At 39.0% G+C, this 16,088-nt stretch carries 10 protein-coding genes; all 10 read right to left on the bottom strand.

Features of this window, described 5'->3' with window-relative positions; genetic code table 11:
• Positions 1-63: 63 nt before the first annotated feature.
• On the bottom strand, positions 64-900 hold the full coding sequence (locus AC06G9_RS08620; RefSeq protein ID WP_434438212.1) for a sialate O-acetylesterase: 837 nt from the start codon (positions 898-900) through the stop codon (positions 64-66).
• Between the two features lie 82 nt (positions 901-982).
• Positions 983-1,351 (bottom strand): hypothetical protein, encoded by a 369-nt coding sequence (locus AC06G9_RS08625; protein WP_480957892.1) that lies wholly within the window; start codon positions 1,349-1,351, stop codon positions 983-985.
• A gap of 23 nt (positions 1,352-1,374) precedes the next feature.
• Entirely contained in the window at positions 1,375-1,734 is a 360-nt protein-coding gene (locus tag AC06G9_RS08630; protein ID WP_293924677.1) for a hypothetical protein, read from the bottom strand.
• A 71-nt stretch (positions 1,735-1,805) separates the two neighbouring features.
• Complete coding sequence (locus AC06G9_RS08635; RefSeq protein WP_293924679.1) at positions 1,806-3,107, bottom strand: peptidylprolyl isomerase; 1,302 nt, start codon at positions 3,105-3,107, stop codon at positions 1,806-1,808.
• 113 nt (positions 3,108-3,220) lie between these two features.
• Positions 3,221-4,930: an endo-1,4-beta-xylanase gene (locus AC06G9_RS08640; protein ID WP_293924680.1), complete on the bottom strand. Its 1,710-nt coding sequence runs from the start codon at positions 4,928-4,930 to the stop codon at positions 3,221-3,223.
• Positions 4,931-4,959: 29 nt separating this feature from the next.
• The gene (locus AC06G9_RS08645; RefSeq protein ID WP_293924681.1) at positions 4,960-5,994 is read right to left on the bottom strand and encodes a DUF5627 domain-containing protein; all 1,035 of its coding nucleotides are present in this window, start codon (positions 5,992-5,994) and stop codon (positions 4,960-4,962) included.
• 17 nt (positions 5,995-6,011) lie between these two features.
• Positions 6,012-7,781, bottom strand: coding sequence for a RagB/SusD family nutrient uptake outer membrane protein (locus AC06G9_RS08650; RefSeq protein WP_293924683.1), 1,770 nt, complete (start codon positions 7,779-7,781; stop codon positions 6,012-6,014).
• A 23-nt stretch (positions 7,782-7,804) separates the two neighbouring features.
• The gene (locus tag AC06G9_RS08655) at positions 7,805-10,672 is read right to left on the bottom strand and encodes a SusC/RagA family TonB-linked outer membrane protein (RefSeq protein WP_434438208.1); all 2,868 of its coding nucleotides are present in this window, start codon (positions 10,670-10,672) and stop codon (positions 7,805-7,807) included.
• Positions 10,673-10,707: 35 nt separating this feature from the next.
• Positions 10,708-12,621 carry a RagB/SusD family nutrient uptake outer membrane protein gene (locus tag AC06G9_RS08660; protein ID WP_293924685.1) on the bottom strand — a complete coding sequence of 638 codons (1,914 nt, stop codon included), beginning with the start codon at positions 12,619-12,621 and terminating at the stop codon, positions 10,708-10,710.
• A 12-nt stretch (positions 12,622-12,633) separates the two neighbouring features.
• Positions 12,634-15,801 carry a SusC/RagA family TonB-linked outer membrane protein gene (locus tag AC06G9_RS08665; RefSeq protein ID WP_293924687.1) on the bottom strand — a complete coding sequence of 1,056 codons (3,168 nt, stop codon included), beginning with the start codon at positions 15,799-15,801 and terminating at the stop codon, positions 12,634-12,636.
• Between the last annotated feature and the right edge of the window lie 287 nt (positions 15,802-16,088).

Consider the following 16,088-nt stretch of genomic DNA (forward strand, 5'->3'; position numbering starts at 1 on the left):
GGACGCTATCTATTCTGTAGAATGGGATGGACCGTCTTATGGATAGGAAAAATCGAGATTCGTTCAATTATTCAGTTGTAGGATAACTTTAGCATAGTTTGTACCCAGTTTTCGGTATCCAGCAGCGCTAAAATGCAGGCCATCGGGTATGCCTTCACAATCTTTTGAAGATACAATGTGGGCGTTGCGAATGGTTTGAGGTAACGTTTGAATGATGGCATTCATACTTGCACATTTACCTCCCTGCTCTGCAGCTAATAATTCTCCAGCTAATAGCGGTGTTTCTTCACTTTTTAAAGCAAGATCTTTCAATAAATTTTGATAGACTTTGTTTACTTTATTTGGCCAATCTTGATCTCCCGTATTGGACTCACCTTGGTGTAGTAAAATTCCTTTGATTACACCCGTTTTTTGGGCAATCTTGGCCATTTCTACTAATCTTGCATAGGGGTTGTTATCATATGCTGCTAGCATGCCTTTCATCCATTCTGGTGCTTTAGCTACATAATTGGATAAACTGTCTTGATTAAATAACTGAATATGGCAGCCTCCAACGGATACATTGATGACGCCTATACGGATGCTATCTGGTAAATTTTCAACAAGTGTTTTGCCAAAATAATCGGCAGGTGTCAATCCTGTATTGCAACGGGTAATTGGGGACTTTGCGAGATACCATTCGCCTTTTTTACGATCAAGATCTGGACAGTCTACAGCTTGTAGAGCATAGAAACGTTTATTCGTGACGGTGTCCTGATCTTCAAATTTACTATGGCCCTCCATATTGGACTGGCCGAAACAGAGGTAGATATGAAAGTTTTTGTCTTGGCAGTACCCTAAGGTGCAAAAAAAAGAAAACAAGAAAAGCAATTGATAGTTGATTATGTTTTTTTTCATCATATTATAGTTTTTTAAATTTTTATATAGAGGGGGATTGTCCCCTCTATTTTTCCCAAAATAAGTTATCCTTTTTTTTATTGGTTTACCAGTTGAACATGACTAATCCAATGGAGTTGGAAGTACATACAATACCAACTTCGATTGCGTACCAAAATCCAGTAAAGGTTTGATTACCCCCAGATGAAGCTCCAAAGTTATAATTATGAAGGGGTATTCCGCCATGTTTTAAATAGGCCGATCCAGACGTAGGGATATAGGAAGGTTCACCTCCATTGCTATACGAACATTGAAATGCGACTTCACAATACTTATTGATCGATACGATCTGACTATTGCTGGGCGGATACATACCTGAGACTGTTGATGCCATAAGGCCTATGCCATTGGTATAGGCAAAGCTCATGGTGAAACTCGTCATCAATAAGCTTATTATTAAAATGATCTTTTTCATACTGTTTAAAATTGAGAACATAATTAAAACCAACTTACTGTTGCTGTTCCTTGTGCTCCAAGTGGTCCACCAGCATAAATGTATACGGTTAGGGATGACCAATATCTACCTGAGCCTAAAACCGAGTATCTACTATCTCCATTTCCTTCTGACCAACCATACTCTCCAAGTAATCCATCACCAAAGGCTGTCGCAGTTCCAGATGTTGCATTACTCCATTCACAGCTAAATTGAAGATAAGTACAGTGACTATTGATATTTACCCCCATGGCAGCATGCTGATTTGGCGTACTGGCATAAGCCGTGACACTTTGTTGATTGAATGCATAAGTAGCTGCTGCGCTGCTTAATAGCAAAGTTAAGATTAAAACAATTTTTTTCATGATTTTTTTGATTTACAAAATGATTAAATATGGATAATTTATAATGGTTCTTGAGGTTGGTTTATGCTAAGCTAGGTGATCTTATCAAGGGCTAGGGGGTATCTTTTTTTTAATCTTTCTATTTCATTCTTTGATAGCTCTTTTTCCTTTTTTACATACAATTCTTGTCTCATCTTTTCTTTTTCCTGATCAAAAGGTTTTACTTCATCTTTTTTAGTATGATAATAATTGATGACATCTTGTTCAGTGATCTGAATATTGGGAAGTATGTGCTTTTCTTTAAAGTAATTGACATAAAAATGATTGCGTAGCCAACCTTTTGCTAAGGTATAGGCTTTATCATGTTCGGGTGAAAATTTTTGAGCTTCATGATATAGAAATTCACCAATTAGATAGGTCTCAATCATTTTTTTTACATCTTCTGTATTTTGGAGTGAACCAAAAAATAAAGGTTGATACTGAATAAATTCCTTAAAATCTTTTCCTTTAAATGACTTTGTTTTTCTGTGAAAGGAATATTGCATTAAAAGTAGGCTATCAAGCTGAACGGGCCATTGATTTTTGACAGGATCATAGGATTTACATAAATGAGTGAGTGCTATGTTGTTAAATCTTGGGTTTGTTTCTGCCTTGATCCGTTTGACACTTTCAAATACATATTTATTTGTCATCCTTGTTGTGAGATCTTGACGCAAGAAGGTTTCAATATCCTTAAAGGGGGGAATAGAAGATGGCGTAATGCGATTTACCCGCATGATGTATAGCCCTTGTTCTGTTTCAAATGGACCAATGACTTCCCCCATCTGCGCATGGTCAAGTCCTTCTGTATAGCTGCCGTATGGGAGAAATGGATAGGTTAAGGAGATCTGATGGAACTGTTCTTTTGGTGTTAACGTTTTTAAATGGTTAAATAGGCTTTGATCGGGTGTGCCTAGATGTGCAATAGTCTTGACGGTATCGGATAGTCTGATCAGATCAATATGGTAGGTAAATGCTCTCTTTTTATAGGCTATCTGGAGTAAACTGTCTGTTATTTGTAATTTAGGTTTTACTTCTTTGTTCCAAAGATAACCATCAACTTGTGAAACAAAAAACTTAAGCGCGTAATCCAGGTGTTTGTTGAGTGAACTGATGGTATCGTAATGGTGTTCCTGGGCATAGGCTAAAATGTAAGCTTGTTCGCGAATCTGTTGCTGCCGTTGAACCGAATCAATATGTTTACTTTTTAATTTATCATTCCAATAGCGATACTCATCTTCCATCAGTGAAAAAGAACCGATCTGCAATACGGGTTGAAGCTGTTCTTGGTGTGAGGGATGTGGTGCACAGCGGATACAAAGAAATAAAAACAATAAACAGGCAAGAATTTTCATAAAAAATGTCATAATGATTGCTTGAATGATCGATAAAAAAATAGCGCTGTATCGAATGAGGGGGGAAATGTTTTTCCTCCCCTCAATTGATCAGATCATTTGATGTGATAACCTTATTTTTGTTTTTGCAAAGCTTCTGCTACTGCTTTGTAAGCTGGTTTTCTGACAAAGGACTCTGTCCATATTCCGATAGGCTCTCCTCTGCGCCAATAAGAATTTTCACGATCAGGACTATCAAGAGGACTCCATATGGTGATACCATATTGTTGCGCTTTTGGTATAATCTCAAAATACTTTTCGATCACAAACTGGTACATTTCCGCTTGTTGCTTGTACATTTCGGCAGTCGCATTTACCGTTTTAACGTTTTCGCCAAGACCAATATCAAGCTCGGATACTTTGATAAGTTTTCCTGTTGCAGCAAGTAATTTGTACATGCTTACAATATGATCTTTATTGGTCGTGATATTCATGTGCATTTGCGTGCCAATACCATCGACCTTGACGCCTTTGCTTTCGACATAATTGACATATTCAATAAGACCTTTGCATTTGTTGCCACCTCCTTCAAGACCATAATCGTTGATAAACAGGATATCATTGGGATTGCCATATTTACGTGCAAATTGAATAGCTTTGACAGCATAATCTTTACCCAAGTAATCTTGCCAGTAAAACTCATCTGCTGCCAAATCAGTTTTACCTACACCTGTTTTTAAGGCGAATTGATCTGGCCAATCGGACATGGGTTCGTTTACAACGTCCCAGGCTTTGACATAATCTTTGGTGACTGAAAGCATGCCGGAAATAAATTTCTCCAAAGCTTCGGTTAGAATTTCTTTTTTCTGCTCAGCTGTCTTTACGATCCTGATCCCTCCAGGTCCACCGTAACCTTCTCCTTCGGCAGACTGTATGCGTGTAGAACTATTGCCCCATCCAAACCATCCACCAATTCCTTTTTCAAAATCTCCACCTGGAATGATCTCCGTATCATTGCCTACTTTTTTCAACGATATTTCGTCGACGTATACTGTTCCGGCGAATTGACCAAAATTGATTATGAATCGATTTCTTACTGCCGTTGTTTTTAGTTTTAGTACATATTCTTTATAATCTGTAGTAAAAGCGATGGAACCAAAACTATCTCCAGTATAGTTAGATGTTGCTTGTAGATCTAAGCCAATATTTCCTGCTTTGCTACCTCTTGCAGTTATCTTTAGGATATACTCTGTGTTGTTTTCTATACCTGTGATGTCATAAGCTGCTTGTGCTTCCCATGCATTGACAACGGATGGATTAGTCATCTTTAGTGCATAGCCCGAAAGTGCAGGTACATTGATCCCTCCTGGGACTGGCGCCGAACCAGGGGGCAATAGTACAGGAGCAATTAGGCTATTTAAGTAAGTTGCGTTTTGTCCCGAATGCCACGTCAGGGTATGCCCAAATAACTTCATGTTATTTTCTTTTGCCGCCTTAACCATTTGTTCAACTTTACTTAAATCTAACTCTCCCTCATCTTGAACAATGGAGGCATGTTTCATTTCATACCCTACAACCATTTCTTCGAAATTTCGATTTACTAAACGGTACATGACACCTTTATTGAGGTAGTCGTCCATATTTAAGGCTACACCCCATTTGAAATTGGGATGTGCACTTCGATCGATATATGTAAGCAATGGTGTATAAGAATCAATATCTTCCTGTGCGATTACGCTTTCAGGTTTTTCTACTGAATAGTTTAAAATTTCATGTTTTGCACAGGAATTTAAAAAGAGACCTGCTATGAGGCTCGATCCAATTACTCTATTTAATCTTTTCATGTTCATTTTTTGATTTATAGATTATAGAATTATGGTTTTAGCGCTACAGAAAATGTTTCCATTTTGACTCCTCTGTCACGCATGACCAATGTATCTTGCGTGCTCACAGTCATTTGTGGCATATCAATTTGGTATGTCAGGTACAAAACATCTCTGTCTGTATTTCCCCAGCTATTTTTATCTCCTCTTTTCACAAAAGTGCCTTTTCCAGAAGCTGTTGTGCCACTGGTTGCCGAAGTGATGGTACAGTTATTCTTATCATCAAATGAGAGGAGCAGATTGCAATTGATATTCTTGTCATCTGTTCCTTTAAATACCAATGGAAGGATGGTGTTTTTTAAGGATTTTGTAGAAAGAGTTTTTACTTCATCTTTTTCAACATAAGCCATTCTTCGTGTTTGAGTTTTACTTAGGGAAGTATTTCCATTTTTACCAATAATAACATCTTGACCGCGACGTAGGTAATTGCCGTGCCAAGTATTGATATATTTCAATCCGTAAAATATGTAATCTTTAGGACTGACATCCCAATCATCAGCGACGGCCTTCCGACGCAAACTTCCTGATTTTGGTGTTCCTGAAAGTAGGGAATCTGCATTGGTAACGGAGGTTAATCGAATCGGCAAAACATAATGGGTGGAAATCGCCTTTGGATCAGCAAAAAAATCATCTGTCAGCTGTATTTCTACACCTCCTGTCAAGCTGCCTTTTGGTATCATTATTTTGTTAGATAAGATAGAATAGTAGTTGCTTGGAAGGGGTTTTACCTCTCCGCCATCTGGACTGAAAATGATTTTGTCAGTCATGGCATTGTCAACGGTAAAATCAATACTGATGTCTTTTTCATTATTATAAACACCTCCCGTGGTAGCCATGACTTTAACTTTACCTTGATTATCTAATGAAGTGTCAAAAATGTCTTCCCCCATAGTGACGGTACGTACCGGATACTGATAGGCGAAATATACGGTCTGATACTTAAAATCTGGAAATTCCCAATCCTGATTTTTACAAGATGCAAATGCCAATAATAGGGTCGCGCAAAATATATTTAATTTTTTCATGTCGTTTTTTTAAGGTTTTACCATCCGTTATTTTGTGCCAGGTTGCTGTATTTTAATATTTCGCTATACGGGATAGGTCCATATTGCATATATGGTTCGTAAACACGATTTTCAACGTTGATTGTGGTATAGGTGTTATTTTGGATGCTCATTCCTTTTGCTGGATCTGTCAGATTTTTATTCCATCTCCTGATGTCCCAAAAACGGAATCCTTCAAAGCATAATTCTAAACGTCTTTCGTTTCGGATAAGCTGTCTCATGCGCTCTTTATCGTTTTTTACTTCATTTAGATAAGGATCTCCATTGCTTGTTCCCACTCCGGCTCTGTTTCGGATTGCTTTGATCACATCGTAAGCCGAAAATGACTGTGTGCCAGTTCCCGTAGGTCCCCATGCCTCGTTAGCTGCTTCGGCATACGCGAGGTATATTTCTGTCATGCGCAAGCGCGGCGTAATATGGTATTGACCGGATACGGAGGACGGGTTTAGGTTGACATCTTGGCGCAATAATTTGCGTAAGTAGTATCCTGTACGAGTCGATGTTTCGACTTTATTTAATCCATCATTTGTCGGACTGTTTACCGCTGTATTGATCGCGGTATTATTTACACCTGACGTCGTCCCATTAACTAAAATATAGTTTTTAAGCCTTGGATCTCTGTTATCATAAGGCGATTGCGCATTGAATCCACTGTTGGCAGTTTCTGTGATCGGATATCCATTGGCCATTGGAAAAGCATCCACCAGATTTTGGGTGGGATTGATGCGTCCACGACCAAACAATGTTGGTGGAAATTGATCGGCTTCTAAATCTGATGAAGGATCGCCACGATTTACGCGCCAGAGGATTTCTGAGGTATTGCGTCCTTCATTCATGCTATTCACGCTCTTGCTTTGATAAAATAATCCTCCATCTGGATCTAAACCAGACACGCCTCCTTTTTGTTGAATGACAAGGCCAGCATAGTTTGCCGCATCAGCCCAAGTTGTCGTATTGCCCGTTGCAAAGGCTGGACTAGCGGCCATAAGTGCGGCTTTTGCTTTAATTGCTTGTGCGATTCTTTTGCTTAAACGTAATCGGAAATGTGAACCGAATACCCGATTGTAATCATTCATTTTAATCGCTAAAGCTTTATATTTAGCTGGAATAGCACTTTCCGATGCAATATCTTCATAATCTAATGGTAAAAGATCTTCGGCCTTTTGAATATCAGCATAGATCTGTTGCATGCAAGCCTCAAAAGTAGCACGGCTTTTATTAAAATCAGATTCTAAGTCTTCATGGTCAAGGATAATCGGCACGCCCATTAATTCACCACTACTTGTTTTTCCGGCATGTGACTGCAACAGGTGAAACATAAATAAAGCGCGAAGACCATAGGCTTCACCTTTCATGCGATCATTGAACATCGCTGTGACATTTTCTGTAGCTGCCCAGTTGACTTTATCGGTTATTTTCAAAAAATTATTGATATACTGTATGGCTGATTTACTGTTGCGCCATTGATCCATTGGATTGTTCATCGCTGTCCACTGACCGGTGGCAATTTTTTGATAATCATTAGACCTTTGATTGGTTACTGCATCATCTGTTGCGGCATCGCTAAAAGTCCAGCTATTTGTTGGAACTCTATTGTAACCGTTTAATAACAATCCTTGTGCGTACAATGGTCTGTCGTATGATGTCTCGATATCTAAAATATTTTCGATAGCAGGCTTGAACATATCTTCACAGGAGGTGAGTGATAGGGCAGAGGCCATGCTTAATATGAATATTATTTTTTTCATGTCAATTAGTTTTCACTGATAATTTAGAATAAAGCTTTTACACCAAAATTGAAAAATCTTGTTTGTGGCGCAGCCCCAACCGTGAGCTGCATCGTTTCTTTTTCTTTTGCAAACGTCATCAAGTTAAAGCCATTGGTATAGATACCAAGTTCTTTGATGATACCTTTTCCTAATACACTTGCTGGAAAATCATAAGAGATCTGTACTTTGGAAAAATCAAGTCGATTGGTTTTGTACAGCCAGAAATCCGAATTGCGCAGATTGTTGTCACTGACGCCTGTTGTCAATCGCGGATACGTTGCCGTTTCTTTGTTTTCTTCTGTCCAACGATTGCGTGCTATGATGGAATATTTATCTTCGCCGTCCATCCAGAAGTAAGAACTGTTTTTCATGGCATAGGCGCCGTATCTTGCTGTCGCAATAGCAAAGAAAGTCACATTTTTCCATTTGGCTGTTAGATTAAATCCTAATGAGAAAGGCGATCCTCCCCAACCTGCTTTTCCTAAATAAACTTCGTCACGAGTATCAATGATGCCGTCGCCATTTTGATCTTTATATTTAATATCTCCAGGTTTAACTTCTCCAAAACTACTGGTAGGGGACTGATTTATATCGGCTTGGTCCTGGTAAAATCCTTCATTTTGAAGTCCCCATATTGCATCTAATGGTTTATTGGTGCGGTTTTGATAGCTATTTTCATAAAGTTCATCACGTTTTAAAGCTTTCGTGTCAAAATATAGACCCGTAACACCTAAAGAAAGAAAACTATTGTTAAACGTTTTGTTGATATTTACTCCAAAATCCAGACCTTGACGTTCATCTACATTAAAATTGACAAAAGGTAGATCAGAATAAACTGGCCAGTAAGACATAAAATACATGGGGTACATGGTACTAGGCTGTACGAGCAGACCATGCATCTGATTATAGAAATAAGAAGCATTAAAGGTTACTAAGTTGTTGTACATGGCTCCTTCAACACCCAAGGTGACCTCTCTTCGTTGCGGGTAGCGCATGTCTAGGTTTTCTCCTCTAAAGCGATCAAATGTGTGTACATTATCACCATCTCTCCAACCATTCCATGCAGCATTGTTAAAAGTATAGTATCCTTGATACAAATAAAAGTCTTCTATATCCAAATCGGTATTGATGATCCCGGCAGAAGCTTTTACCTTTAAGTTGTTAAAGACACTATTGTCTTTCATGAACGCTTCTTCGCTTAGGCGCCATGCCATCGATAGGGTAGGTGAAAAGGCTTTACGCTTAGCTTCTGGTAATTTGGCAGAATGAGGCATAGCAGCACTAAAATCTACATAGTACTTGTTTGCAAATTGATATCCAAGTTGTAAACCCAGGTTGGCATTGCTATGTTTATGATATTCTGCAGATTTCCCGATCTGAAAAGCATTGGCCAGTAGTATTGCGGACACGTGATGCTGCTCATTAAAAGTATGGGCGTAATTTAACTGGGCATTAAAACCTAATGTTTGCCTGTATGCACTTGAACCAATATTTTGTATCCCTGAAATCCGATCGTCACCATATTTGGTTAAGCTACTGATGAGGTCATTGCCCGCATAGTTGTTCCAGCTGGCTTGATAGACGGCATAGCTATTATTGTAAGATTGGTTATACTGGTTTTGATAATCAATGGCCATGGCTGTTTTAAAAGTTAAGCCTTCCAGTACACTGTTTAGATCAAAATTAAGTCCCGTATTAAACTGAAATTGTCTGTTCATGTGTCGATTGCTTCCACCTGCATAAATGTTGGCAAATGCATTTGTCTGATCCAATTGACTACCGCCTAATAAATATTTTCCATCGACAAGAAAGTTACTGTTGTTTACAAATATCATCGAATTCTGATCGCTTTCCTCAATCATACTGATCGGTATGAGGGGCGAAAAACGATGCGGCCTAACGGTTGCCGCAGCTCCCCAATAATCGGCATTCACACCTTTTGAGGAGTAAAAACTAGCAGCAGCATCTACATTTAAGGAAATGATTTTGTTTAGTTGTACATCAATATTGCCGCGCATATTAAAACGGTTTGACGTGTTGTTATCGACAGCTTCTCCAAAGTTTAATAATGATCCTGCTGACCAAAATCCGAAATTGGTATAATATTGGGTACGCTCATTACCGCCCGAAACTTCTGCTGTAGCGTCATAACGGTTGTAACTTTTCTTGATAAAATCTGATGCATAGTAATCCACATTGGGATAACGATAGGGATTGTTTCCTGCACTATGTTGATATATTGTTTCTGCTGAATATAAATTTGGAAGGCCGTCGTTGCGTCTGGCCTCATTATACAAAGTCATATATTCTGCTGATCCTAAATATTTGGGATAACTAATTGGAGTATTGATACCTGCATTGGCTCGTATATTAATACTTTGACCTCCACTTTTACCTCTTTTTGTTGTAATATAGATGACGCCTTTAGCAGCTCGACTACCATACAATGCAATTGCATTTGCATCTTTTAATACGGAGATCTGCTCAATCTCAGTAGGCATCACATTGTCGGCATCACGAGGAAATCCATCCACGAGCAATAGATAACCGCTAGCACCCCAGATGTCTCCATTGAAACCGGAAATAAGGGCGTTTAGGTTTTCTAGACTATAAGTTGTATAGTTTTTTTTCATTAACTGAGCTAAATTGACTGCTTGAATTTCGCCCATAACATTTTGTTTTTTTACTTTACGAAAAGCGACCTGTATTAGCTCGGTGCTGTCCATATGCACACTATCTTGTACTGTAAATCTGTTATTTGCATCTGGTGCTATGTTTTTATATTGAAATGAGCGAGATGCTGATGCGTCAAGTGTACTCAGACCGACCATACTTAAGCACAATGCTATTTTTAATTTTTTATACTTCATGTCTCATAATTTTAGGAATTGATCGCTTATCCCAGTTACCAGCCAGGATTTTGTGAAAATTCAGGATACATACTTACATCTGAAACTTTCAAGGGTAGCCAATAGTGTTTGCTGGAGAATTTTCGCTCCAATAGTACACTTTCTCTCATGTTCACCACACGGTTTTGTGTAGGGTCATTTTCATTGAAAGTTCCTGATCTATCAAATTCAAGCGATGTTTTGAGTGTATAAGGTCTTTCAGTCAATAATAACCATCTTCTGAGATCGTTGAAACGATGACCTTCATAGGCCAGTTCAACGGCTCTTTCGCGTCTTAATTCTCCAATGAAAGCATCCGCTGATCCAAGAAATTTGGCATTTACACCAGCCACTCCTGCACGTTGACGAATGACATTGACGGCTTCCACGGCTGTTTTATGATAATTTGATGATTTTCCACTAGCTGTGTTATAGCCCATTGCAGCAGCTTCCGCATACATCAGATAAACATCTGCAAGGCGCATATAGGGAACATAGATATGCATATTGGATCCATAGTCAAATGCTCTATCGTAATTGTTTGCGCTGAGCGGAATAAATTTGCGTAATACATAACCCGTACGACTTCCATTCTGAATTTCGCGATAAGAACCTTTGGTATAAAGTTGGGCATATCGATATTCATTTTCTGTTAAATTAATATTAGGAGGTATAGTTCCTTTGATCACTTTAACTCCGTCAAATAGGATATCGTTGTAGAATCGAGGGTCGCGTCCTTTCCATGGATATTCTGGGTCATAGCCGGACTCAGCATCAGCTTGTGTGCTATTTTTAATAGGTAAACCATTGGCCATTCCATAATAATTCACATAATTGGCTGTTGGCACAAATTTAAGCGCGTCACCTTCGGTAATTAAGCTGGGCATGTATTGCTTACTGGTTCCATAATGGGTATTATTACCTGTATTATAAGGACCTCTAAAAATTGCTTCTGTACTACCTGGTAATGCCCAATTTTCACTTATGGTGTAGAAATTGAGGTGATAATTTGCAAAGTCTACCAGTTTATATTGCGTCTGTCCACTTTCCGTTAGCGATAACAATTCTCCAAATGCTTCCGCTGCTTTTTTACAGTATTCTGCATGGTAATTACGGTTTCCTGTTACCGTTTGATTCATTAAAGGACTACCAGCCCAAAGATAATTTTTACCTAAATAACCTAAGGCCATGATTTTGTTGATGCGTAAACCATTTTTACCAAGGGTTCTTTTTCCTGCATTGGTGTTGTCCCAATTGATCGGCAAAAGATTTGCGGCTTCACGGAAATCAGCGGCGGCTAGGTCGGCACACTCATGATAACTTAATCGAGCAAGTGTTAGTTTTTCGTCACTTGGCAATACCGTATTGATATAAGGAAGACCTCCAAAATATTCCATTAATCGATGGTGAAACCAGCCTCTGAAAAATAATAATTGTCCTTTGATGAGGTTGCGTTCTTCTTGTGTGGCTTCTGTCATTCTGTCTAAATTGGCAAGACCAATACTGATTTTTCTCAGACCAAACCAAGAGGCATTCCAAAGATCTTTATTGATATTGCGATCATTGCCACCAAAGAATGTTGTTGTAAAATCTCCTTGTTCCATCCATCCTGCACCCCATCCGTCATGCTGAGACTGCCATCCCCAAAAGTTGCCGTTGTCAATCTTATGTATAAAATGATAGTCTCCAGCGGTTGAGGTGATTTCATCCTCGCCCCAGTTCCAGGAGTTGGTCCAATAGAGGTTTGTGAAGTTGACGATACAATGGTACAGTTCTTCTGTATAGCCTTGAAAATTATTGAAGTTCTTGAAAGCCTCTTCTTCTGATATAATGGATTGTTCTTCTTTATCCAAATACTTTTTACAAGATAGCGTAATAGAAGTCGTAGATATGATGCCGAATGACAATATAATTTTTATATATTTTTTCATAATAATATCGAGTTAAAAAGTAATATTCGCACCTAGGTTAAACCGTTTGACAGTAGGGTAGGCACCTTGAGAGGCCCATCCGGTACCGGCATAATTGGATTCTCGATCATCAGGCATTTTGGACCAGAACAACAGGTTGTGACCATTGAGGAAAACGCGAATATTCTGAAATCCTAAACGACGTATAAACTTATTTTCGCTAGTCATATTATAAGCTATTTCTGCAGTCTTTAGTCGGATAAACGATCCATCATACATAAAGCGGTTGCCTGCAGTATAGTTACTCGGGGTCGCAAGCCAACGTGGTAATGGTACATCGGCATCAGTATGGTCTTTAGACCAATATGATCCTTCGTGATAAGCCAAATTGCGTTGTCTTTCAAAACTATTAAATACGACTTGTCGGGTTACGTTATTGACACCATACCATTGGGTCATGATGCTGAAATTTTTCCAGTCCAATCCAACAGTCAGGTTGTACGTATTCTGTGGAGTAGATGGATAGGCATAAGGAATATTATCTTTGGTATCAATCAAGCCATCCCCATTGTAATCCAAGATGTGGTAATTTCCTGGTAATTTGTTGGCATCATTATTATCATGCATGGTACTTGCATACAGCTCATCCCAGGTATTATAGTAGCCTCCACTGACAAACGAATAGGTTTGGCTGATCTGTTTGTTGTCTAGTTTTTGATAATCAGGTAATAAACCTGGGCTATCTCCTTCAATAACGCGATCTTTGGCATGTGTATAATTCATGTCTGCCCAGACACGCCAATTTTGATTGAAAGCTTTATTCACTTTTAATTCAAGTTCGTAACCTTTATTGGTTACAATACCTAAGTTGGCAGCAGGAGCATCTACTCCAAAATAATCTGGTATAGAGCGGGCATTGCCAGCAATAAGTACATCTTTACGTTTATCGCTAAAGATATTGACCTGTCCTGAAAGTAATCCTTTAAAAAAGGAGAAGTCAGTACCGAAGTTAAATTTTCTGACTTTTTCCCAACGTACATTTGGATTCCCTAATTCATTTTCTCTAAACCAAATGTAACTGCTGCGCTCTGGAGCATCTCCAACGGTACCCATGTGCGACTGACCGCCATAGATCCATTGTGTCAGGTATAAGTAACGGCCATTAACATTGTCATCACCAATGTCTCCATAAGATGCGCGTAGCTTTAACATATCCAAAAAGGAAACATTTTTCATAAAATTCTCTTCTGAAAGCAACCAGCCTATACCACCTGAATTGAAAAATCCAAAGCGGTAACCGCGGGCAAATTTTTCAGATCCTGTATAAGCTCCACTATAATCTAGCATGTATTTTCCTTTATAATTATAGGTGGTACGGAATACCCAATCTTCGCGGTAAAAGGGTTGAATACTTCCTGTTGCATATTGATTACGGTTGAATAAACCCATGGCCGTAATGTTGTGGTCATTGGCGATTTGGGTGGCATAATCAAATTGCAATTGATAGAAAAGTCGACGATAGGTAAAAGCGTTATCAACTGCGCCTGCTTGTTGCGCCCAATTGATCCCTTCCACAAAGTCGAAACGGCTATTATCTATATTTTGTCCGTAAACAGGGATTCCGGTTTCGGGATCAATCCATTTGCTTTGCACATTATTGTATAAATCGTTGACTCCTCTTCCAGATTCGACAAAAGTATTGTCCAAAGAAATACTTCCCCTAACTTTCAGACCGTTTAAAAACATTTTTAAATCTTGCTCCAAAATAAAATCGGAAGTGATTTTACTGGTAGTTGTCAATTCTATGCCCGAGGTGGCAAGGGCCTGTGCGGAGTTGATTCCGACTTGTGAATCTGGTTTGTAAAAACCCCATGTCCCATCTGAATATCTGGGATAAATAACATCTGGAGGTACCGTATAAGCGGCTATCCAATAGCTGTACGAATCACCTCTTCCTGCCCAAGGGCCTTTTTTTCTGCCATGAGAACCGGCAAGATTTGCTGAAAATTTAGTGGTCGGTGTCAATTGGAAATCCAGATTGGACCGCATGTTGAGTCGGTTAAATCCGTATCCTGCTTTATAACCGCGGTTATTGTCATTTTGACGAAACATGTCTCCTTCATAGAGGTAATCAGCACTGGCAAAATATTTGACAAAGTTTGTACCACCTGCAATATTGATATTGCTGTTTTGTGAGAAGGCTTGGCCTTTGAAAAGTTCTTCTGCCCAATTGGTATTGACATAGCGTTCTTTTTCTTCTATGCTGGCCGGGTAACGATATTTATTGATGATATCTTGGGTTTGATATGCTGCCCAACTGTTTGGAGATAGTGCGAGCTCATTCTCAATAACGCGGTTCCGTAACATCATGGCATCATATGAGTCCATTTTTCCGGGTAATTGGGATACCGTTTTGATGATATTATTAACTGTACCTCTTACAGATGCTTTTCCTTCGCGACCTCGTTTCGTGGTGATTAAAATCACCCCATTTGCTCCACGAACACCGTACACAGCGGTTGCGGTGGCGTCTTTTAAGACGGATACTGTTTCTATGGAACTGATATCAACGCTGCTCAATGGACGTTCGACACCATCTACCATGGTTAGTGGATCGGTATTGTTCCAGGTACTGCGTCCGCGAATCACGATACGGGGGTCTTCTTCACCTGGCATACCCGTACTTGCTGTGGTTACTACGCCGGGTACATTACCTGTTAAAGCAGCTCCAACACTCGCCACACCACCAGCACGTTCTAAAATCTTACCGCTTGTCTGTGTTACAGCTCCAACAACGGTTTCTTTTTTCTGTGTACCATAGCCTACTACAACGATTTCGTCGATATCAATATTGGAACTGTTGAGTACGATCTGTAATTCAGTTTTGTTGCCAATATTTACTTCTGTCGTCGTATATCCAATTTTGGATATGATTAGTGTATTACGGTTTTTAGGTACTTGAATAGAAAATGCACCATTGATATCTGTTGATATTCCAGTGTTTCCGTCTTTCACCCTAACAGATGCACTTTCAACAGCTTGTTTTTTCTGGTCAACAACCGTTCCTCGTATTTGTCTTAATTCTTGTGCAGATAACGGACTTGTTCCGAGCATTAGGATAAGAAGCGATGTAATATGAAGGAGGAGAATACCCCATAGTCTTTTCTCATACCAAATAAGTGTGATGGTATATTTCATCATAATATTTTAATTGATTAGATAAATTGGTTTAAAATCATTAATTGGCTTACCCTATCAGAAGGGTTCATTAGCGTTGATAGCTACTTCTCATCATGGATTGCTAAGTACTGTTTTTTGTGCTCATAATCTTGTTCATCTAAATGGTTTATAAATGCCAAGCATATTGTTTTCGATTGTTCATTAGGTTGGTTAGATCTAATAACAAATAGTGAAAATTATCCTTGGTGGTTGGTTTATAATTATTAATCCAAAACTAGTTGATGTAACATTCTTGTGGAGGTAAGAAT

The sequence above is a fragment of the Sphingobacterium sp. MAE genome (assembly GCF_056711605.1).